18 protein-coding genes and 1 pseudogene are annotated in these 18,939 nt (G+C 55.3%); 10 read left to right on the top strand and 9 right to left on the bottom strand.

Annotated elements, in window-relative coordinates:
• Nucleotide 1: 1 nt before the first annotated feature.
• The 8 genes from AC2FD9_RS11170 to AC2FD9_RS11135 all read right to left on the bottom strand — a co-directional run bounded on the left by AC2FD9_RS11170 (nucleotide 2) and on the right by AC2FD9_RS11135 (nucleotide 9,123).
• Nucleotides 2-1,183, bottom strand: a complete 1,182-nt coding sequence (locus AC2FD9_RS11170) for a phytanoyl-CoA dioxygenase family protein (RefSeq protein ID WP_496836880.1) — start codon at nucleotides 1,181-1,183, stop codon at nucleotides 2-4.
• Between the two features lie 48 nt (nucleotides 1,184-1,231).
• The gene (iolE, locus tag AC2FD9_RS11165) at nucleotides 1,232-2,131 is read right to left on the bottom strand and encodes a myo-inosose-2 dehydratase (RefSeq protein ID WP_496836879.1); all 900 of its coding nucleotides are present in this window, start codon (nucleotides 2,129-2,131) and stop codon (nucleotides 1,232-1,234) included.
• The gene (iolD, locus tag AC2FD9_RS11160) at nucleotides 2,128-3,960 is read right to left on the bottom strand and encodes a 3D-(3,5/4)-trihydroxycyclohexane-1,2-dione acylhydrolase (decyclizing) (protein WP_496836878.1); all 1,833 of its coding nucleotides are present in this window, start codon (nucleotides 3,958-3,960) and stop codon (nucleotides 2,128-2,130) included. Before iolD ends, iolE begins: the two co-directional genes overlap by 4 nt.
• Before the next feature lie 81 nt (nucleotides 3,961-4,041).
• Nucleotides 4,042-4,860, bottom strand: a complete 819-nt coding sequence (locus AC2FD9_RS11155) for an ATP-binding cassette domain-containing protein (RefSeq protein ID WP_058274555.1) — start codon at nucleotides 4,858-4,860, stop codon at nucleotides 4,042-4,044.
• 1 nt (nucleotide 4,861) lies between these two features.
• Nucleotides 4,862-5,986 (bottom strand): ABC transporter permease, encoded by a 1,125-nt coding sequence (locus AC2FD9_RS11150; protein ID WP_058274556.1) that lies wholly within the window; start codon nucleotides 5,984-5,986, stop codon nucleotides 4,862-4,864.
• Nucleotides 5,987-6,067: 81 nt separating this feature from the next.
• The gene (locus tag AC2FD9_RS11145; protein WP_058274571.1) at nucleotides 6,068-7,009 is read right to left on the bottom strand and encodes a sugar ABC transporter substrate-binding protein; all 942 of its coding nucleotides are present in this window, start codon (nucleotides 7,007-7,009) and stop codon (nucleotides 6,068-6,070) included.
• 136 nt (nucleotides 7,010-7,145) lie between these two features.
• Nucleotides 7,146-8,144 carry an inositol 2-dehydrogenase gene (gene iolG / locus AC2FD9_RS11140; protein ID WP_496836877.1) on the bottom strand — a complete coding sequence of 333 codons (999 nt, stop codon included), beginning with the start codon at nucleotides 8,142-8,144 and terminating at the stop codon, nucleotides 7,146-7,148.
• Between the two features lie 76 nt (nucleotides 8,145-8,220).
• Complete coding sequence (locus AC2FD9_RS11135) at nucleotides 8,221-9,123, bottom strand: LysR substrate-binding domain-containing protein (RefSeq protein WP_496836876.1); 903 nt, start codon at nucleotides 9,121-9,123, stop codon at nucleotides 8,221-8,223.
• Between the two features lie 173 nt (nucleotides 9,124-9,296).
• Here AC2FD9_RS11135 and ugpB point away from each other — a divergent pair, with 173 nt between their 5' ends.
• The 8 genes from ugpB (at nucleotide 9,297) to AC2FD9_RS11095 (ending at nucleotide 16,245) form a co-directional block, all read left to right on the top strand.
• On the top strand, nucleotides 9,297-10,607 hold the full coding sequence (ugpB, locus tag AC2FD9_RS11130) for a sn-glycerol-3-phosphate ABC transporter substrate-binding protein UgpB (RefSeq protein WP_058277255.1): 1,311 nt from the start codon (nucleotides 9,297-9,299) through the stop codon (nucleotides 10,605-10,607).
• Nucleotides 10,608-10,668: 61 nt separating this feature from the next.
• Complete coding sequence (ugpA, locus tag AC2FD9_RS11125; RefSeq protein WP_058274560.1) at nucleotides 10,669-11,550, top strand: sn-glycerol-3-phosphate ABC transporter permease UgpA; 882 nt, start codon at nucleotides 10,669-10,671, stop codon at nucleotides 11,548-11,550.
• A gap of 20 nt (nucleotides 11,551-11,570) precedes the next feature.
• Complete coding sequence (gene ugpE / locus AC2FD9_RS11120) at nucleotides 11,571-12,407, top strand: sn-glycerol-3-phosphate ABC transporter permease UgpE (RefSeq protein WP_058274572.1); 837 nt, start codon at nucleotides 11,571-11,573, stop codon at nucleotides 12,405-12,407.
• A 3-nt stretch (nucleotides 12,408-12,410) separates the two neighbouring features.
• A complete protein-coding gene (gene ugpC, locus AC2FD9_RS11115) occupies nucleotides 12,411-13,466 on the top strand; it encodes a sn-glycerol-3-phosphate ABC transporter ATP-binding protein UgpC (RefSeq protein WP_282169425.1) in 1,056 nt (351 codons plus the stop codon).
• Nucleotides 13,466-14,410 (top strand): glycerophosphodiester phosphodiesterase family protein, encoded by a 945-nt coding sequence (locus AC2FD9_RS11110; RefSeq protein WP_282169424.1) that lies wholly within the window; start codon nucleotides 13,466-13,468, stop codon nucleotides 14,408-14,410. Before ugpC ends, AC2FD9_RS11110 begins: the two co-directional genes overlap by 1 nt.
• Before the next feature lie 190 nt (nucleotides 14,411-14,600).
• Nucleotides 14,601-15,020: a hypothetical protein gene (locus AC2FD9_RS11105; RefSeq protein ID WP_496836874.1), complete on the top strand. Its 420-nt coding sequence runs from the start codon at nucleotides 14,601-14,603 to the stop codon at nucleotides 15,018-15,020.
• Nucleotides 15,017-15,547 carry a cupredoxin domain-containing protein gene (locus AC2FD9_RS11100; protein WP_496836872.1) on the top strand — a complete coding sequence of 177 codons (531 nt, stop codon included), beginning with the start codon at nucleotides 15,017-15,019 and terminating at the stop codon, nucleotides 15,545-15,547. Before AC2FD9_RS11105 ends, AC2FD9_RS11100 begins: the two co-directional genes overlap by 4 nt.
• Nucleotides 15,544-16,245, top strand: coding sequence for an RNA polymerase sigma factor (locus tag AC2FD9_RS11095; RefSeq protein ID WP_496836869.1), 702 nt, complete (start codon nucleotides 15,544-15,546; stop codon nucleotides 16,243-16,245). Before AC2FD9_RS11100 ends, AC2FD9_RS11095 begins: the two co-directional genes overlap by 4 nt.
• A 234-nt stretch (nucleotides 16,246-16,479) precedes the next feature.
• On the opposite strand, the pseudogene AC2FD9_RS11090 reads toward AC2FD9_RS11095, so the two are convergent.
• A pseudogene (locus AC2FD9_RS11090) lies at nucleotides 16,480-17,646 on the bottom strand (nucleotide sugar dehydrogenase).
• Between the two features lie 791 nt (nucleotides 17,647-18,437).
• Between AC2FD9_RS11090 and AC2FD9_RS11085 the strand changes: the two are divergent.
• The gene (locus tag AC2FD9_RS11085; RefSeq protein ID WP_496836867.1) at nucleotides 18,438-18,761 is read left to right on the top strand and encodes a sugar transferase; all 324 of its coding nucleotides are present in this window, start codon (nucleotides 18,438-18,440) and stop codon (nucleotides 18,759-18,761) included.
• A partial coding sequence (locus AC2FD9_RS11080) for a sugar transferase (protein WP_496836865.1) occupies nucleotides 18,715-18,939 on the top strand: 225 nt, incomplete at its 3' end. The genes AC2FD9_RS11085 and AC2FD9_RS11080, both read left to right, overlap by 47 nt.

The following is an 18,939-nucleotide window of genomic DNA, read 5'->3' as shown; positions in this document are numbered from 1 at the left end:
TTCAGGCAGCTTGCCTTGTTTGCAGCGCCGAGAATGTCTCGGCCAATTGTTGTTCGGTCCATCCTTCAGACACAGCACGACGCAAAATGTCGGCCTGACTTTCCGGGGCGTTGCCACCGACCGGAGGATCCGTATCCAGATTGGTCGGGAACGGGTATCCCTCTGCCGTGGCGGCGATGACTGCATCCAGTTCGGCCCCGATAAGCTCACCACGTTGTTTCAACGCAACAAGCGACGGAAATACCACCTCGGACATAGACCGTCGGTCAACAGCTTCCATTGCGCGGCCAAATGCAGATGAGATTTGCAACAAGTTCGCCATCCGGTCGATATCCGCACTGCGATTTTCACCAGCCGCATGGAACAGTGCCGGGTTGAAGAACACAGCATCCCCCTTGTCCAGCGCCAGCTGGATATAGCAGTCTTCGAAATGCGCGCGGTGGCCCTCGTCATGAAACGCCAGGTAGCCCGGCGGATAAATCTGCGAGAACGGCAGCAGCTTCGTTGGCCCGCTTTCGACTGGCATGTCGCAATGGGCGACCGCCCCCTGCAACGTCAGTGATGCCGTGACCAGATGTGCATGTGCGGGGTAGCGCGCAGCACTTTCTGCGCTCTGAAATCCAAGGTGGTAATCCCTGTGCGCCAGCTGCGCTTTACCGCCTGGACGCACTTGATTGATCTGTGCCGTGACCTGATAGTTTGGCCCCAACCACGCCTCGCAGGCTGCAGAAACAGCCGTGTTCCCGAAATAGAGGGCAAAACCCTCGGGGTCGCGCAGACATTGCTTTTGCAGGGCGTTCCAGATCCGATCATTGGCCCCGGACGCCGCAAAGTGGTCACCCTCTCCCGCGCCGCTTTGTCTTTCGTCAACTATGATCTGGCGAAAGACATCGGTTGCACGGTCAATTACGGACGTATCAGCGAACGCACGTTTCAGAACGATTACGCCTGACGATTTGTCCAACACATGGCCCCACTCGGCCAGCAGAGCCTTGCGCTTACCTACGTTTTCCAGCGCAGGGCGCAGTTCGTCCATGTCATAGACTGGAACGTTCTTTTCGATCGTGGCGGCGTACGGGACGACATCGGCTGTAAGGTTCTGCGAGGTCAACACCTTGAATTCATCCAGATCACAGGATTCCCGGTCGAAATAGCCGACAAAACCTAGCTGCTGATTTACCATGATCTTCTCCTTTTCATGGCTTCGGTGTTAACCCCGTAGGGAGAGTTGTTACGCCTGGACCTCCAATCCTGCCTGTCCACAGACGTCGAGAATGTGCTCGTAGCCTTTCTTGGAATATTCGTATGGCGGAGCCTTGGCCGGGTCCTGTTCGGCCTCCACAACGATCCATCCGTTGTAGTCCAAGGATTTGAGCGCATTCGCCACGGCCTGAAAGTCGATACACCCGTCACCTGGTACGGTGAATGCTCCGGCGACGACCGCATCGAGAAAGCTGCGATCATTCTCCTTTACGTCCTGCACCACAGCCGGGCGGATATCTTTGAAATGCACGTGATGCACACGATCGCCCCAGCGTTTGAGGGTCGCCATCACATCGCCGCCGCCAAACAACAAGTGTCCAGTGTCAAAGCACAGGTTCACCTCCTGGCCGGAACCTTCCATCAACCAGTTCACGTCATCTTCGGTCTCGATGACGGTACCCATGTGATGGTGATAGGCCATCGGCATCCCCTGATCGCCCATCCATTTGGCCAGCTCGGTGATCTTGGCTGCATAGGCCAATACTTCGTCTTTGGTCAGCCTGGGCCGGTTGTTCACCGGCGTACCCGCTTGGCCCTGAACGGTGTTTGAGCATTCGGCATAGACGATGCACGGGCTGTTCAGGGCGACAAACTGCTCAACCTGTTCCCGCACAGCCTCACGTTCCGCCTCGAAATCGTTGACCAGCGAGGCACCCGAGCACCACCCGCCGCAGAGCGCGATATCATTGCCTTCCAGATAAGCACGCAACCCTTCGGTATCACTGGGCATCCGCTGACCACGCTCCACACCGGTGTATCCGATCTCACGCGCCTCTTTCAGCGCCTGTTCCATCGTATACGCCGCGGTCAGGTCCGGCAGGTCATCATTCTGCCAGGCGATCGGAGAAATCCCGATTTTCACGCTCATTTCGTGTTTCTTTCCTTGATCGCCAGCTCATAGGCCGCACGTTTTTCGTTCACTTCGGGGCGGATGCTGACTTCCGGAACCGCCACTTCCCACCACGTCCCGCCGTATTCGGTCGAGGGGTACGGATCGGTGTCGATGACCACCACATAAGGCCCTTTGATATCGCCACGCTTGGCAAGCGCGTTTTCCAGTTCCGCAATCGAGCTGACCTTGACCGAGGTCGCGCCCATTGCCGCGGCGTGGGCCGCGAAATCGATGGCCGAGGGGTTCTCGTGCACAGCATGATCCAGCAGATTGTTAAACTCGGCTCCACCTGTGCCCATCTGCAGACGGTTGATACAGCCAAAGCCGCGATTATCGGTAATGACCACGGTAAACGAGATGCCCATCATCGCAGCCGAAGCCATTTCCGAGTTCGCCATCATATAGGTGCCATCGCCGGTAAAGCAGATCACATCGCGATCCGGTTGCGCCATCTTGATGCCCATCGCACCAGCAATCTCATACCCCATGCAACTGAAGCCATATTCCATGTGATAGGCACCCGGACGCGGGGCCTTCCACAGCTTGTGCAGTTCTCCGGGCATGGTGCCCGCCGCGCACATGACGACAGTATCGTTGTTCGAGGCTCGCTGAACCGCACCAACCACCTGCATATCGGTCGGCAGCGCATTGCCGTCGCCAGGGGCATCGGTCAGTTTGTCGACCTTGCCGTACCAATCCGCCTTAAGCGTATCTGCCACAGGATCGGCACGGTATCCTTGCAAAGCCGAACCCAGCTCCTCAAGCCCAACGCGCGCATCTGACTGCAGGGGCATCGCGCCGTGCTTTTCAGCATCATAGGCAGCGGTATTCAGGCAAATCATTTCGCGCTGTGGGTTCGAAAACAAACCCCATGAGCCGGTCGTGAAATCCTGCAGGCGAGAGCCAACGGCCAATACCAGATCAGCCTCAGCGCAGACCGAGTTTGCCGGTTCGCCACCGGTCACGCCCACGGGTCCAAGGTTCAGTGGATGATCCCATGCCAGGGCGGATTTGCCTGCCTGTGTCTCGGTGATCGGGATATTGTGCGTTTCCACGAAACTCTGCAACGCGTCCGTCGCGCCCGAATAGTGGACTCCGCCCCCGGCCACGATGACCGGGCGCTTTGCCGCTTTGATGGCAGCGACGGCGCGGGCCAGTTCGCCTTCGTCGGGGCGAATGCGACGCTGATACCAGACGCGGGGCTCAAAGAAGCTTGCAGGATAGTCGTAGGCCTCGGCCTGAACATCCTGACAGAAGGCCAGTGTTGCCGGTCCGCAGTCGGCCGGGTCCGTCATCGTGCGGAAAGCCCTTGGCAGTGCGGTTAGCAGATGCTCCGGCCTTGAGATGCGGTCGAAGTAACGGCTGACAGGTTTGAAACAGTCGTTCGCGCTGACCGTTCCGTCCCCAAAGCTCTCGATCTGCTGCAATACAGGGTCGGGACCACGCGTTGCGAAGATGTCCCCGGGGATGATCAGAACCGGCAACCGGTTCACATGTGCCAAGGCGGCGGCTGTCACCATGTTGGTCGCGCCCGGTCCGATGGACGACGTCACCGTCATCGCGCGCGTGCGCCGCATCTGCTTCGCATACGCGATAGCACAATGCGCCATCGTCTGTTCGTTGTGGCCGCGATAGGTCGGCAGGCTGTCTTTTACAGCATGCAGCGCCTCACCCAGGCCAGCCACGTTGCCGTGGCCGAAAATAGCCCAGACACCTGCGATAAACGGCTCTCCGGCCTCGTTCATCTGCGCGCCCAAGTAGCGGACCAGAGCTTGCGCTGCGGTCAGTCTGATAGTTTTGCCCATATTGATCCCTTTCAACTCAAGGCCACCCGGCCAGTCCGTTGAATACCAGTTTTTCGAAAGCTGGGTCTGCGCGGGACCGCGTCAGACCGTTCCGCCCAAAGACCCTTCCAGCTGGGCCAGTTCCTGCCCACCTGCCATCAGGTCCTGTAGTTCTTCGGGCGAAATCTCACCCCGTTTGGCAGTGCCCAGAGTTTTACCCCGGTTCAACACTGTAAACCGATCGCCGACCGCCAGCGCGTGCCGAACATTGTGGCTGATAAACACCACACCCACACCCTGACTGCGCACTTTGTCGATGGTCGCCAAAACGTTCGAAGTCTGGCGCACGCCAAGAGCCGATGTCGGTTCGTCCAAAATCAAGATTTTAGCGCCAAAATGCACGGCCCGTGCAATCGCAACCGTCTGACGCTCACCACCTGACAACGTACCCACAGCCTGATCGGGACCACGCAAGTTGATACCCATTTTGCGCATTTCTTCCATGGTGATTTCGTCGGCCAACTTCTTGTCGAAAAAGCTGATCCCGGCGACTTTGCGCGTGGGTTCATTGCCCATGAAGAAGTTGCGGCTGACGCTCATCAGCGGGATCATAGCCAGATGCTGGTGTACTGTTGCGATCCCGGCTTCGATGGCATCACGCGGGTCCTCAAAATGCATGGGTTTGTCTTCAAAGATGATCTCGCCAGCTGTCGGCTTATGGACCCCGGACATCGTCTTGATGAAGGTCGATTTACCTGCACCATTGTCACCCAGAAGGCAGTGACACTCACCCGGCTTCAGATCAAAGCTGACCCCGGCTAGAGCAATCACAGAGCCAAAGTGCTTTTCAATGTCGATCATCCGGATAATCGGATCCTGACCCTGCACATCACCGTGATGGAAATTGGTATCTTCGGTCATCTCAGCGTTCTCCTGTGATGATGCGACGGATGTAAGTGTTCAGGATCACGGCACCCAAAAGGATCACGCCCAGGAACACCCGGAACAAAGAGCTTTCGACCCCGGCAAAAAACAGCCCCTGCTGCACCACGCCAAAGATCAATGCCCCAAGCGCCGCCCCAAGGACCGAGCCATAACCGCCGGTCAGCAGCGCACCGCCGATCACCACGGCGATGATTGCCTCGAATTCCTTCAGCAACCCGCGATCTGCACCGGCGGAACCGAATTCCATAACCTGACAGGTCGCAAAAACCGTCGCGCAGAAGGCGGTGAACATGAACATCAGAACTTTGACTCTGTTCACCGGAACACCCGAGTTTCGCGCAGCCTCAGCGTCACCCCCCGAGGCGAAGATCCAGTTGCCAAACTTTGTTTTGGTCAGAAGAACATGGCCGAAGATGATAAGCGCGATGGCCCAAATAATCAGCATGGGGATACCGTCAACCACCGGCTGACCCTCGCGCGTGCCGCGTTCAAAAGTTCCGATTAGGTCATTATCACCCAACCAGACGAAAAAGCCCTGCCCTATCTTGCCGCCAAACACCGATGCCAGCCAATCGCCCTCGGCTACATCCCGAATGCCGCCAATGATTGTTTTCCGCTCGATTGTTTGCGGCAGAAAAATGGTAAAACCACGCAGAATAAACAGGAAGGCCAGTGTCACGATAAAGCTGGGCAATCCGGTGCGCACGACGATAAAGCCGTTCAGCGCCCCAATTGAGACGCAAAGTACAAAGGTCACCATGATGGCAATCCAGACCGGCCAGCTAAGAGTAACCGAGAAAATCGCGATCATCATGCCTGCGAACCCGATCATGGAGCCGACGGAAAGGTCAAACTCCCCCGCGATCATAAGCAAACAGGCACCAACTGCGATAATCATGAACTGCGCGGAAACCACGGACCAGTTCATCACGCCCTGGCTGGTGAACATGCCGCTGTCAAAAGCGAACAGCAGGAAAAACGTGAATACCGCGACTGTGCCAACCATTCCGCCCAATTCGGGGCGTATCAGGGCCTGGCGTAGAGGTGATATCTCTTTTACCCGCTCGTCACCACCGACTGCGGATTGCGCTGACTCAGCCATTGTTGCCTCCTTGGCGCGTTCGTCTGAATGCTTGCATCAGGTGGTGCGGACACACGTCATGCGTCCGCACCGTCTTGAAGATCAGCGGTATTCGCCCGCGAACTCTTCGATCTTTTCCAACCCGTCAGCGGTCACGAAACCGGGGCCTGAGTTGATGTTGTTGCCCGGCAGAACGCCGTAGCGGTGGTAGTTCGTCATCACGACGACTGGCAGGTAGGCCTGCAGGAAGGGCTGCTGGTCGATGCCCCACTGGATCACACCACTTTTGATGCCTTTGACGATTTCACCACCCAGATCGAAGGTGCCGAAGTAAATGTCACCGGCCATGCCATTTTCTTCCAGCGCCAGAATGGTTGGGTCAGCCGATGTCGGGCCAAGTGTCAAAACGGCTTCCGTTTCGGGGTTTGCCGACAAGTAGGCCAGAACTCGGTTCTTGATCTCGGCCGGGTCTTGACCCGCGTCGATCATCTGCTCACCCAGTTCAATGCCCAGACCGTCTGCAAAGCCCTGGCAGCGTTCTTGGCTGGATGGCTGCACGATATAGTGGTTCACGCACAGGAACGAGCCGATGCCATCGTCTTTGGCGCGCTGGCCAGCGGCCAATCCAGCGTCATATTCCGGCTGGCCGACATACATCAGCGCACCAACTTCGCGCGCCTTTTCCGGCGTGCCAGTGTTCATGATGATGACGTCGATACCGGAATCCACGGCGGCTTTGATCGGACCTTCCAAAATGTCCGGGTCGGCCAGCGTAGTGATGATACCATTGGGTCCCGAAGCTGCGGCTTGATCGATGATCCGCGCCATGTCGGCAAGGTCACCGGTAGGCGGGTTGCGATATTCGACCTCAACACCCATCTGATCGCCCGCCAGGGCAATACCGTTTTTGATGGTGTTCCACCAGCTGTCACTGTCCGGAGCATGGCTGACCAGAATATACTTCTCGCCTTCTGCCGCAACGCCTGTGGCGCCGGCAAATGCGACTGCGCTGGCCATCAGCACACCTTTAACGATTTTTTTCATTTCCATTCCTCCCAATAGAAAATTCAATCTTGGTGCCGGGTCTGCCCGGCCATTCGGCTAAACCGAATCTCGTCTGCTCCGATCGGTGACCGGGCTTCCTTCAGTTTCCGGAAATCCGATCATTTTGCAACCGGTTTCAAAAAACTTCCTCCATCGCCACGGGCCTTCCGGACTTCGCCGAGCGCGTTGCGGCTTCGGCCATTGCCAACGCCGCGACACCATCCTCAAGTGTTACCGGCACGTCCGAGCCGGACTGAATGGCGCACGTAAACGCATCCCATTCGGCGCGGTAAGCGGCCATGTAGCGTTCAAGAAAGAAGTATGTTGGCTTCGCTCCGGTCACGCCATCGGCCGTTGATTTAACAATTGAATTCTCAAGAACATTATGCGCCTGCAAAAGGCCTCTTGAGCCTAGCAGTTCGACCCGTTGATCATATCCGTATGCTGCCCGCCGCGAGTTCTTGATAACAGCGAGGCTACCATCCGCGTAAGCCATTGTTACCACAGCCGTATCCACGTCACCGGCCTGCCCTATTTCCGGATCGACGACCGAGGTTCCCACGGCTGAAATGGTGACAGGAATTTGCCCCGTCAGGTAGTTGGCCATATCAAAATCATGAATCATCATGTCCCGGAACAAACCGCCCGATACCTTGACATAACTTACCGGAGGCGGCGCCGGATCAAACGACGTAATGGACAAGAGTTCAGCTTTACCGACCTCGCCCGCATCATAGGCGGCTTTGAGCGCCTGGAAATTTGGGTCGAAGCGACGGTTGAAGCCAAGCATGACCGGTTGACCAGTCGCGCCCGCGGCTTTTTGACAAATATTTGCTCGCTCAAGGTCCAGATCGACGGGTTTTTCGCACAGGACCGCTTTGCCGGCCTGCGTTGCCGCTTCGATCAGGTCGGAATGCGTATCTGTCGGCGTTGCGATCAGAACCGCATCAATCGTAGAATCACCGATAATCTCGTCAGAGCTTTGCACCCTGGCCCCGTACTCAGCAGCCAATCCGACAGCGGCATCATTCACCGCATCTGAAATAGCTGTCAATTCGGTTTTGGGGTGTGCCGAAATCGCTTCCGCATGCACGCGACCAATACGTCCGGCCCCCAGCAATCCGATCTTCAACATACGGTCCCCCGAATCAATTCTCAGGTGACACAATCAATATTTTTGCAACCGGTTGCAACATTTAATTTCGACCGCCCTATTCTGCCTTGAAAGGCTCAAGGCTGTCTCGGAACTGTTCGATGAATTCCAGAGTCACCAGTGAAGGTTGCTTCAAAATTGGTCGAACAAGAGAAAGAGTATGCGGCAGAAATGGCTTGAACGGTCGATAGCTTAACCCGTGGGCTGCGTATTGGACGGCGTCCAGTTCGCTCACGACGGAAACGCCAACGCCTTTCACGGCCAATTCACATGCCGCCGTGAACTGCCTGACTTCAATATGGGAATTCAATTCCACATTGGCACTTTGAAACGCTTTTGAGAGCCGCCCGAAAAAGTCGCTGTCGCGTCGCGTGTGGATAATTTTGCTGTTTACGAGGTCCGTCGGAGTAACCTCGGTGAGGTTTTCCAATTCACTTCCGGTGGGGAACACACAAACCGTCCGGACCTCGATATCCCAGCTTTCGACGGCGGGGTGACCGTTAAAGCTGTCTGTGATCCCGAAATCATACTGCTCGCCGATCATCCATTCGAGAATGCGCTCGGGTCTGTCAGGTTCGATCGTCAGGGTTACGCCGGGCCGATCTTTCAAGAATCTGGCGACAACGTCGGGCAAATGGCTGGTGGCAAATCCGGGCAAGCATGCAACACGGATGTGCCCTGCTTTACGCTGTGTGATGTCCTGGCTGACGTCAGAAATTTGCCTCATCAGTTCTAGAACGCGCTCGACGCTGGGCAAAAGATACCGCACTTCCTGCGTCGGCACCAACCGGCCTTCGCGGCGATCGAAAAGCTGAAACCCAAGTGACTTTTCAAGATCCGAAAGCAACCTGCTGACGGCTGGCTGGCTCACCCCCAGGTCAGCCGCTGCCGCCGTGACAGAGCCGTTGGTGGTGACAGCCATAAGGGCTTCTAACTGCCGAACCCTAAGAATTTGACTCATTACCGATCCCAATCTGCCGCCCTCGCCTCATAACACTATGTTATTTTTTTATCCAGTAAATTGGGCTTGAATTATATTTCTGTAACGTTAACGTCGTGAAATCGTCATGTGTGCCGTTTACCCGTTGCGGTCGGTATTCAACGAAGCATCGAACCTGATGCATGGGAGGAATCATGAAAAAGAATTTTCTCGGCGCTCTCGCCGTAACAACTGCATTGTCTCCAGTGGCGGCAATGGCACAAACCGAGGTCCAGTTCTGGCACGCCTTTACCGGCCGCCTTGGAGAGCTTGTCAAAGCCCAAGTGGAAGAATTCAACGCCAGTCAGGACGAGTATGTTGTGGTTGAAAGCCACAAGGGCAACTACTCGGAAACCCTGAACGCGGGGATCGCTGCCTTCCGCGCCGGTGAGCAGCCGCAAATCCTGATGGTATTCGAGGTCGGCACGGCAACGATGATGTCAGCCGAAGGTGCGATCCGGCCCGTCTACGAAGTGATGGCTGAAAGTGGCGCGTCTTTTGATCCCGACGCGTATATCGGTGCCGTCAAAGGATACTATACAACCACTGACGGGGACATGCTTTCGCTGCCCTTCAACTCATCCACGCCAGTTCTTTGGGTCAACCGAGACGCGTTCGAAGCGGCAGGCGTTGATCCAGACACGGATCTGTCCACTTGGGAAAAAGTTGGTGACGTGCTTGAGCAGTTGAAAGCTGGCGGCGAAGACTGCCCGCTGGTCACAGCATGGCAAAGCTGGATCCATCTTGAAAACATGTCGGCCTATCACGACGTTCCATTCGCGTCTCAGGACAACGGTTTTGCCGGTCTGGATACCGAACTGATGCTGAACGGTCCGGCGCAGGTGGCACACCTGACCGCGATGGGTGACTGGGCCAAGGATGGCAAGTTCATCTACACCGGTCGCAGAAACGAAGGTGGCGCGAACTTCCGGTCAGGCGAATGCGCATTGTTCACTGAAAGCTCAGCCGGTTACGCGGGCATCAAGGCAGAGGCCGAATTCGATTTTGACGTCCGTCCGCTGCCCTACTGGGAAGCCGTCACGAGTGAGCCGCAGAACACCATAATCGGTGGCGCATCCCTTTGGGTAATGGAAGGTCATGACCCTGAAGAGTACAAGGGCGTCGGAGAATTCCTGAGCTTCCTGTCATCGTCCGACGTGCAATCGGCCTGGCATCAGAACACCGGCTACCTTCCGATCACGGCCGAAGCGGGTGATGCGACACGTGCGGCAGGTTTTTATGACGAAAACCCCGGCACCGACATCGCTGTGATCCAGATGACCGCGAAAGAGCCGACCGCGAATTCCAAAGGTCTGCGTCTGGGGTCATTCGACCAGATCCGTGGTATCATCGACGAAGAACTTGAGGCCGTCTGGGCCGGTGAGAAAACTGCTCAGGAAGCGATGGATAGCGCGAAGGAACGTGGTGACGCGCTGCTGCGCCGCTTCGAATCCGCCAATCAATAAGTCATAACTTCATGCGGGTCCTTTTCGGGCCCGCATTATCTTTCTTCGGTGGAAATTCAGGATGGAAAAACGCGTCACCTTTCGCGGCTGGCTATTGCCATTGGCGCTGATCGCCCCTCAGGTCATCATTTCCGCCGTCTTCTTCTTCTATCCTGCCGGTCAGGCGGTGTGGCAGTCCCTGTTCATTCCCGACCCGTTCGGTCTGTCGTCGCAGTTTGTGGGGCTCGGCAACTTTGAGTTCCTGCTGAGCGACAAGTATTATCGCGCATCTTTCGTCACAACCGCCGTGTTTTCGACGCTTGTGACGCTCTGTTCAATGATTCCGGCGCTATTTCTGGCAGTTATCGCAGATAGGCTCATTAAAGGTTCGGGTGTTTATCGCACATTGCTGATCTGGCCTTATGCTGTGGCCCCCGCCGTGGCTGGTGTGCTGTGGCTGTTCATGTTCAATACACGCGTCGGTGTGGTGGCGTGGTATCTCAGCCAGCTCGGCTATGACTGGAACCATGTCCTGAACGACACCGAAGCTATGGGGTTGGTTGTTGTCGCCTCGGCCTGGGGCCGCATCAGTTATAACTTCCTGTTCTTCTTTGCAGCGCTGCAATCCGTTCCCCGCTCGGTCATCGAAGCGGCGGCGATTGACGGCGCGCATTTCTGGCGCCGGTTTTTCACGATTGTGCTGCCGCTGCTGTCTCCGACTGCATTCTTCCTGCTGGTGGTGAATGTTGTCTATGCCTTCTTTGAGACCTTCGGAGTGATCCACACGATCACTGGCGGAGGCCCACAACAGGCGACGACGATCCTAGTCTACAAGGTCTTCTCAGATGGGTTTGTTGGTCAGGATCTAGGGTCATCATCGGCACAATCTGTCATCCTGTTGATTGTTGTCGGCCTGCTGACCGTCATTCAGTTCAAATACGTGGAAAAGAGGGTGCATTACTGATGGCAGCCCAACAACACGGAATGGTCGAAAAACGCGGCGTAGGCATCTGGTTCACCCACGCCTTCATGATCCTAGGCGTTTTGATCATCTTTTTCCCGATCTGGCTGGCCTTTGTAGCCTCGACCGTGACCCAGGCAGACATCGTCTCGCCACCAATGCCCGTGGTACCGGGTGATCAGTTCTGGGTGAACTACAAAGCGGCGCTGTTCTCAGGTGTAAACGTGCCCGTTGCGACGATGCTGTTCAACAGCCTGGTGATGGCAATTGGCATCGCGGTGGGCAAAATCATCATCTCGCTGCTGTCCGCTTTTGCGATTGTCTACTTCAAGTTTCCAGGCCGTACGACGTTTTTCTGGCTGATCTTCCTGACCCTGATGCTGCCGGTCGAGGTGCGCATCGTCCCAACCTTCGAGGTTGTGGCCGGGTTTGGCATGCTCAACAGTTATTACGGTCTGATCTTTCCCCTGATCGCTTCGGCAACGGCGACCTTCCTGTTCCGTCAGTTCTTCCTGACGATCCCTGATGAACTGGCCGAAGCTGCCCGCGTGGATGGCGCCCGCCCGATGCGGTTCTTCATCGACATCGTTGTGCCCATGAGCCGGACCAATATCGCGGCGCTGTTTGTGATCTTGTTCATCTACGGCTGGAACCAATACCTGTGGCCGCTGCTGATAACTACAGATCCTGAAATGAACACCATCGTGATGGGCATCAAGCAGATGTTCCCGTCGGGTGATGATTTTGCGCATTGGCCCACAATCATGGCGACCTCAATTCTGGCAATGATCCCACCGGTCATCGTTGTGGTGTCGATGCAAAAGCTCTTTGTCCGCGGCCTTGTCGATAGCGAGAAATAAGAAATGGCAACAGTAACCCTAGAGAACGTCAAAAAGAGTTTTGGCCCGACGGATGTGATCCACGGTATTGATGTCGATATCGCAGACGGAGAGTTCATCGTGATCGTCGGCCCCTCGGGCTGCGGTAAATCCACGCTACTGCGAATGGTGGCAGGGCTGGAAACGGTTACGTCCGGGGAAATCCGGATCGGCGAGGAACGGGCCAACGACAAAGAGCCTATGGATCGGGACATCGCGATGGTGTTCCAGAACTATGCGCTCTACCCGCACATGTCCGTGCGTCAGAATATGGGTTACGGCCTGAAGATTGCCGGACTTCCCAAAGATCAGATCGATCAAAAGGTGACAGACGCGGCCAAGCTATTGCAGTTGGAACCTTTGCTGGATCGTAAGCCCAGACAGCTGTCGGGCGGTCAACGCCAAAGGGTGGCCATGGGCCGTGCCATTGTTCGCGAACCAGCAGTCTTCCTGTTTGATGAGCCGCTCTCGAACCTCGATGCCAAACTGCGTGTTCAGATGCGCCTGGAAATCCGTGAGCTCCAGGAAAAGCTTGGAGTCACCTCCCTGTACGTTACGCACGACCAGGTCGAGGCCATGACGATGGCCGACAGAATGATCGTGATGAATGGCGGTATCGCCGAGCAGATTGGAACGCCACTGGAAGTTTACGAAACACCCAGAACTCTGTTCGCGGCGCAGTTTATTGGCAGCCCTGCGATGAACGTGTTTGATGCCCGCCGTGAAAACGGGACGGTCAAGATCGGAGAAATTGAGGTTGGCGCATCTCAGGGGCCTGATATCGCAGTAAAGTTGGGGATACGACCAGAGCATCTGTTGTTGGATGAAAACGGTCCGCTGGAAGCTACGATTCAGATTGCGGAACCGTTGGGGGCAAACACACTATTGCACGGTCAGCTCAAAGGCTCTGGCAACGCGATTACGATAAGCCTTCCAGGTGTCCACCCAATCGAAGGCCAGCATCCGAACATGCGGTTTTCGATCGCCTCAGAGAATATGCACCTGTTTGACCATTCAACCGGTGAAAGGCTGCAAAGCTGATGACGTTTCCACAGGTTGAAGCCTTTCGTGGCGGTGAAAACCTGATCCGGGTTGTGGGGCATCGGGGCGCACGCGGCGTTTTACCCGAAAACAGCATGATTGGCTTTGACTTTTCGCTGTCCATCGGCGTCCCGCTCCTGGAATTTGATGTCGTTCTGACCGCAGATAGCGTTCCGGTCATAACCCATAACCACCGACTACACGCACCGACATTTCGAGACGCCGATGGTCGATTTTTGGTGGGAGAAGAACCAAAGGTTTCCTCGTTGACCGTCGAACAGATGCAGCAATTCGACATCGGACGGTTGGATGGGCATTCGGCCTATGGTCGTCGTTTTCCAGACCAGGCCCAAATGGACGGTGTTCGTGTTCCAACGCTGATGAACCTGCTGGAACTGGTCGATGACCCAAAATACCGCGATGCCTGTCTGATGCTCGAACTAAAGTCAGATCCTGATTTGGCACATGATGCGGTTTACAGACAGAGCTTCGTCGGCCGGGTTCTTCAAGACGTTCGCGCCAAGGGTTTGTCGTCGCGTGCGGTTCTGCACAGCTTTGACTGGAATCTCTTGGAAGAATGTCAGCGACAGGCCCCCGATATGCCGTCTTCGTACCTGACGCAACTTCCCGATAACGCGGACGATGTGGGCGAGGATTCATCAAAAGCAGTTTGTCCGGACTTTCGCGGCCGTCGCGATGAAATTCCAAAGTTGGTCAAAGAAGCGGGCGGTGCGCTTTGGTGTCCGTATTTTGCGGATGTGACCGTTGAAAACGTGGTTCTTGCCAAGAAGCTGGGCCTGTGCGTCGCAGTGTGGACTGTCAATGAACACGAAGACATCGACAAGATGATTGATCTGGGCGTGGACGCAATCGTGTCTGACTATCCCGGACGGGTTCAAAGGCATCTGTCGGATTTGGGCATAAGGTGGAGTGCCATCCACTAGCAAAGCTAGTCTAGGCATGAACGTCGCAAACACATTCCTGATCACTCGGAAACCCCGCGCAGCTGCCCACAATACGGTTGGCCATCAAAAACCATCGAAGAAACTTGGGAACCTTTTCGCGCGCTGCGCATCCAATAACACAGGTGCCAATTGTGACGCACCGGATGTGAACTATGGAAAGGACAAGCCCATGACTAAAATCTCTGTGTCTGCAATCGGACTGTTGTTCGCCACCACAACGCTTGCCGCTGCGCATGACGAAAAGCCTCTTATGAATGCGCCCGCCGGTGATCCTTATGTGCAAGTGAGCGACGTGCTTCCTTTGCCGGAATTTATCCCGGGCCTTGGCACGCTGTTTGTAGACCCGGCCACCCTGCCCGCTGGTCCGTTCCTGGCTTATGATCGCGATGGGCAGTTGTCGGCAACGGTCTATATGACCCCGCTTGACGATCTGCAGAACGGAGTTTCATTCGACGGGCTGGGTCTGGGGTCGCACACTGTCAGTTCGACAGATGTTTACTTCAACGCCGGTCACCCCGGGGTGGAAAAGCCCCACGCACATGTCGTGCTGTTCCATGATGAGGGGGCAAAAGAACGGCTGGCCAAATGATCTGCACGCGACGCCATGCGCTGTGGCTCGCAGGTGGCGCGATCGCTACCTGCGCAGTCACACGATCATCAGGTGCACAAACAGTTATCAATGTTGAAATGCGCGGCAGCGCGCGTGGCGAGAGGGTCTGGTTTGATCCCTTGGGCCTGTCAGTGGCACCGGGCTCCACCATCCGTTTCACCAACCGAGACCCGGGAAACAGCCATACGGTGACCGCCTATCACCCCAAGTTTTATGACCGAATGCGTCGCATTCCTGCGGCGGCGGACCCCTGGGACAGCGACTTTCTGCTGCCCGATGCATTTTTCGAGGTCACTCTGACAGCTCCCGGGTTGTACGATTACTATTGCCTGCCCCACGAAATGGCGGCGATGGTCGGCCGCATTGTGGTGGGGACCCCCGCCGATGCGGGTTGGGAAGGAGCCTCGGAAGATCAAAGCGATGTATCCGATCAGGTTTTGGAGGCATTGCCATTGGCACAGGAAATAATCGCGAAAGGTAACATCAAGCGAAAGGACGGATCATGACGGTCGGGACAAGTCACGCGAAGGAAGCCCTATATGGAACAGCTAAATCCGAAGCAGAGCTTGTGGCCGGCGCCCGGAGCGGAAACGAAACGGCCGTCCGTGAACTTGTCCGTCGTCTGAACCCGCGTCTGTTCCGCGTTGCCCGAGGCATTGTTGATACAGAGGCCGAGGCCGAAGACGCGCTGCAAGAGGCCTATATGTCGGCTTTCAGCAAACTGGACAGTTTTCAGGAACGGGCAAGCTTTTCGACTTGGATAACCCGGATCGTCATCAATACCGCTCGCATGCAACGCAGACGTTTTCGGCCAGAGGAAGAGTACGACACTGTTGAGGAAACCCACCTGTCTCGGGTCCTGACATTTCCCGGTCAAAATTCGGAACTTCCCGATGCCGCCATAGGTCGGGCACAACTCCGCGGATTATTGGAAACCGCGGTTTCCGAACTGCCACCCGATATGCGCCTTCCGTTTTTGTTGCGGGAATCCGAAGATATGAGCGTTATGGCCATCGCCCGTGAGCTTCAGATCAATCCGGTCACCGTAAAAACGCGCCTATTCCGCGCCCGTCGCCGACTGCGCTCAGCGCTTGAACGACAGGTTCGTGGTGGATTCGAAGCGATCTTTCCATTCGGAGGCAAGCGATGCGCAAATATGGCAAGCCGCGTGATCGTGCACCTGCGGGCTAACGGCCAACTCTGAGTGTCAACTAACCGGGGATCACGGAACCAACCAAAGCGGAAGATCTGATCTATCATCAATCTGGGCACGATGAACCGCCACACAAGATCAAAAGCAGACGGTCAATTGATCCATCGGCTGTTAGCCAGTGATATCCTGCACTTTCATGACAAGCTCACACCAATTGCGGTGGTTTTCGATGTCATACTGCCGGCCCTGTTCGTCAGCTATCGTGAAACACTTGATCTCGGGCGTTCAGTCAGCCCCAAAAAGATCGCGGGTGAAAACCTTAGCAGACACATCTGCGATCTCATCTGTCAGCCGGTTGGTCACGATCAGGTCCGCTTCGGCCTTAAAGGCTTCAAGGTCAGAGACTACCGGACTTCTGAAAAAATCATCGTCCTCTAGAACCGGTTCATAGACGATGACCTTGATACCCTTGGCTTTCAACCGCTTCATGATCCCCTGGATCGAAGACTGTCGGTAATTGTCCGACCCCGCCTTCATCACAAGACGATAGATGCCGACCACTTTGGGACCTTTCATCAGAATCTGGTCGGACAGGAAATCCTTGCGGGTGCGGTTTGCGTCCACGATGGCGCGGATCAAGTTTTGCGGGACGTGGTTGTAGTTGGCCAGCAGCTGCTTGGTGTCTTTGGGCAAGCAATAACCGCCATAGCCAAAGGAAGGGTTGTTGTAATGCGCACCAATGCGCGGATCGAGACTGATGCCTTGGATGATCTGACGAGTATCCATACCACCCGCCATTGCATAACTATCAAGTTCATTAAAGAACGCTACGCGCATCGCGAGGTAAGTATTGGCAAAAAGCTTGATCGCCTCAGCCTCATTCAGATTGGTAAACAGGATTTCGACATCATTCTTCCTTGCCCCTTCAAGGAGCAAATCCGCAAATACACGCGCCCGTTCAGAACGTTCGCCAACGATGATACGGGACGGGTACAGATTGTCGTAAAGCGCGCGCCCCTCACGAAGGAACTCGGGCGAAAAGATCACCTGTTCGGTCTCCATCCGGGCGCGCTAGTCGCGCACGAAACCTACCGGAATAGTGGATTTGATAACGATCGTGGCGGTGAGATTCACCTGCAGAACTTCGGCCACAACGGCTTCGACACTGGACGTATCAAAGGAATTGGTCTTCGGATCATAGTTCGTGGGCGTCGCAACGACAACGTAATCCGCATCTTCATAAGCTGCGTTGCCATTTGTAGTGGCCCTGAGACTCAGCTCGCGGGTGGCAAGAAGCTCTTCTAGGTCGGGATCTACAATCGGGCACTGGCCGTCGTTTACCATCTGCACGCGCGCCTCAGAAATGTCGACCGCCGTAACCTCATTATGCTGCGCCAAAAGCACCGCATTGGACAGCCCCACATAACCGAGGCCAGCAACTACAATTTTCATGGGATTCATCCGAAGAAGACAGGAAGGCAAAAATACGCTGATCTTTTGTCGACTGGGTCTTGGGGACGATTGTCGACAAAACCACAGAGGATAACAGGAGCAATGAGCATCGCGCACAATCTCGAACAGTAAGAACTAACAGTGAAGTCTGCTTATAGATGCCTTTTGACCGAGACAACCCGGGACCTAATTTCGATACTAAAAAGCCTTCGGGTGTAGCCTTTGTCAGGCTTTGGGCAGACTGACATTGTCACATACCTTTCTTGTACAAATTAGGGGCTTTATCCGAGATAAGATTTGTCGAAGGTAGCGCCTCTGGGCCGGATCTTCGGGGCTTACCGGTCAAAGCGCTTGGCCATGAAGTTCTGACTGATGTACCTCACACCGAGCATCTTATTTTGACGCGGTTCCGGCCGTCGTTGGCTTGGGCTGCGTGGCATTCTTACGCGGCGGGATGACCTAAAGCGGATAGGATCGACGCAAACCATTATCCAATCAAAACAGATCGGCGACGACCCTCCCCTTTTTTACTGAGCTGTACGACGGTCTATTTGCGGCCTTGCGTTTTGCGGTGGAATAATACCTCACCACTTCCAGCTATCAGGATGGGTTCAGGTGGGGAATTCGTACCTACCCTTTTATGCAACATAGCAGGTGAAATGCATCGACATATGGGCCGAATCCGATTGACAACTATTGACAACCTCACGAAGAGCTTACTAAGCGATTAACGAAAACTCATCCCTCTTTGCGTGTGTAATAAAAGATTATGATCAGGTTCTATTGTAGAGATGTTTGATTCCAGTTTTTCTGAGGATGATAGCTCTGGTTCGATTGGTAAGCGTCGTTTTTCCAGCCCTTTTCGTAGTTTTGTGTTTCAGATTGTTAAGCGGGCGTTTGATCTTTTGATCAGTGCGCTTTTCCTGCTACCTTTGATGTCGTTATGCGGTGTACTTTTGTTGATATTGAACCCGTTCTGGAACAAGGGACCGCTTTTTTTTGCGCAAGAGCGCATGGGCCAAAACTGCAAACCTTTCACGGCGTATCACGGCGTACAAGTTTCGCTCGATGCGCCCGGCTCGGAAGATCGAGCGCAGCGCGGATTGCCCGCTTGAGGAAGACAGGATCACGCCGCTGGGCCGGTTCCTGCGTCGCAGCCGTCTGGATGAGTTACCACAAATCATCAATGTTTTCAAAGGTGATATGAGCCTGGTCGGACCTCGTCCGGATTACATTGAGCATGCGCGTATGTACTTGTTGCAGGTGCCTGGATACCAGGAACGTCACGACGTT

It is taken from the genome of Ruegeria sp. YTSC230 (genome assembly GCF_059609665.1).
Note: the sequence above shows the minus strand (reverse complement) of the source record. Positions and strands in the feature narration are given on the sequence as shown.

What these genes read in the sequence shown, in the direction of transcription:
- AC2FD9_RS11170 (WP_496836880.1), bottom strand. Translation starts at nt 1,183, where the DNA reads ATGGTAAATCAGCAGCTAGGTTTTGTCGGCTATTTCGACCGGGAATCC.
- iolE (WP_496836879.1), bottom strand. Translation starts at nt 2,131, where the DNA reads ATGAGCGTGAAAATCGGGATTTCTCCGATCGCCTGGCAGAATGATGAC.
- iolD (WP_496836878.1), bottom strand. Translation starts at nt 3,960, where the DNA reads ATGGGCAAAACTATCAGACTGACCGCAGCGCAAGCTCTGGTCCGCTAC.
- AC2FD9_RS11155 (WP_058274555.1), bottom strand. Translation starts at nt 4,860, where the DNA reads ATGACCGAAGATACCAATTTCCATCACGGTGATGTGCAGGGTCAGGAT.
- AC2FD9_RS11150 (WP_058274556.1), bottom strand. Translation starts at nt 5,986, where the DNA reads ATGGCTGAGTCAGCGCAATCCGCAGTCGGTGGTGACGAGCGGGTAAAA.
- AC2FD9_RS11145 (WP_058274571.1), bottom strand. Translation starts at nt 7,009, where the DNA reads ATGAAAAAAATCGTTAAAGGTGTGCTGATGGCCAGCGCAGTCGCATTT.
- iolG (WP_496836877.1), bottom strand. Translation starts at nt 8,144, where the DNA reads ATGTTGAAGATCGGATTGCTGGGGGCCGGACGTATTGGTCGCGTGCAT.
- AC2FD9_RS11135 (WP_496836876.1), bottom strand. Translation starts at nt 9,123, where the DNA reads ATGAGTCAAATTCTTAGGGTTCGGCAGTTAGAAGCCCTTATGGCTGTC.
- ugpB (WP_058277255.1), top strand. Translation starts at nt 9,297, where the DNA reads ATGAAAAAGAATTTTCTCGGCGCTCTCGCCGTAACAACTGCATTGTCT.
- ugpA (WP_058274560.1), top strand. Translation starts at nt 10,669, where the DNA reads ATGGAAAAACGCGTCACCTTTCGCGGCTGGCTATTGCCATTGGCGCTG.
- ugpE (WP_058274572.1), top strand. Translation starts at nt 11,571, where the DNA reads ATGGTCGAAAAACGCGGCGTAGGCATCTGGTTCACCCACGCCTTCATG.
- ugpC (WP_282169425.1), top strand. Translation starts at nt 12,411, where the DNA reads ATGGCAACAGTAACCCTAGAGAACGTCAAAAAGAGTTTTGGCCCGACG.
- AC2FD9_RS11110 (WP_282169424.1), top strand. Translation starts at nt 13,466, where the DNA reads ATGACGTTTCCACAGGTTGAAGCCTTTCGTGGCGGTGAAAACCTGATC.
- AC2FD9_RS11105 (WP_496836874.1), top strand. Translation starts at nt 14,601, where the DNA reads ATGACTAAAATCTCTGTGTCTGCAATCGGACTGTTGTTCGCCACCACA.
- AC2FD9_RS11100 (WP_496836872.1), top strand. Translation starts at nt 15,017, where the DNA reads ATGATCTGCACGCGACGCCATGCGCTGTGGCTCGCAGGTGGCGCGATC.
- AC2FD9_RS11095 (WP_496836869.1), top strand. Translation starts at nt 15,544, where the DNA reads ATGACGGTCGGGACAAGTCACGCGAAGGAAGCCCTATATGGAACAGCT.
- AC2FD9_RS11085 (WP_496836867.1), top strand. Translation starts at nt 18,438, where the DNA reads ATGTTTGATTCCAGTTTTTCTGAGGATGATAGCTCTGGTTCGATTGGT.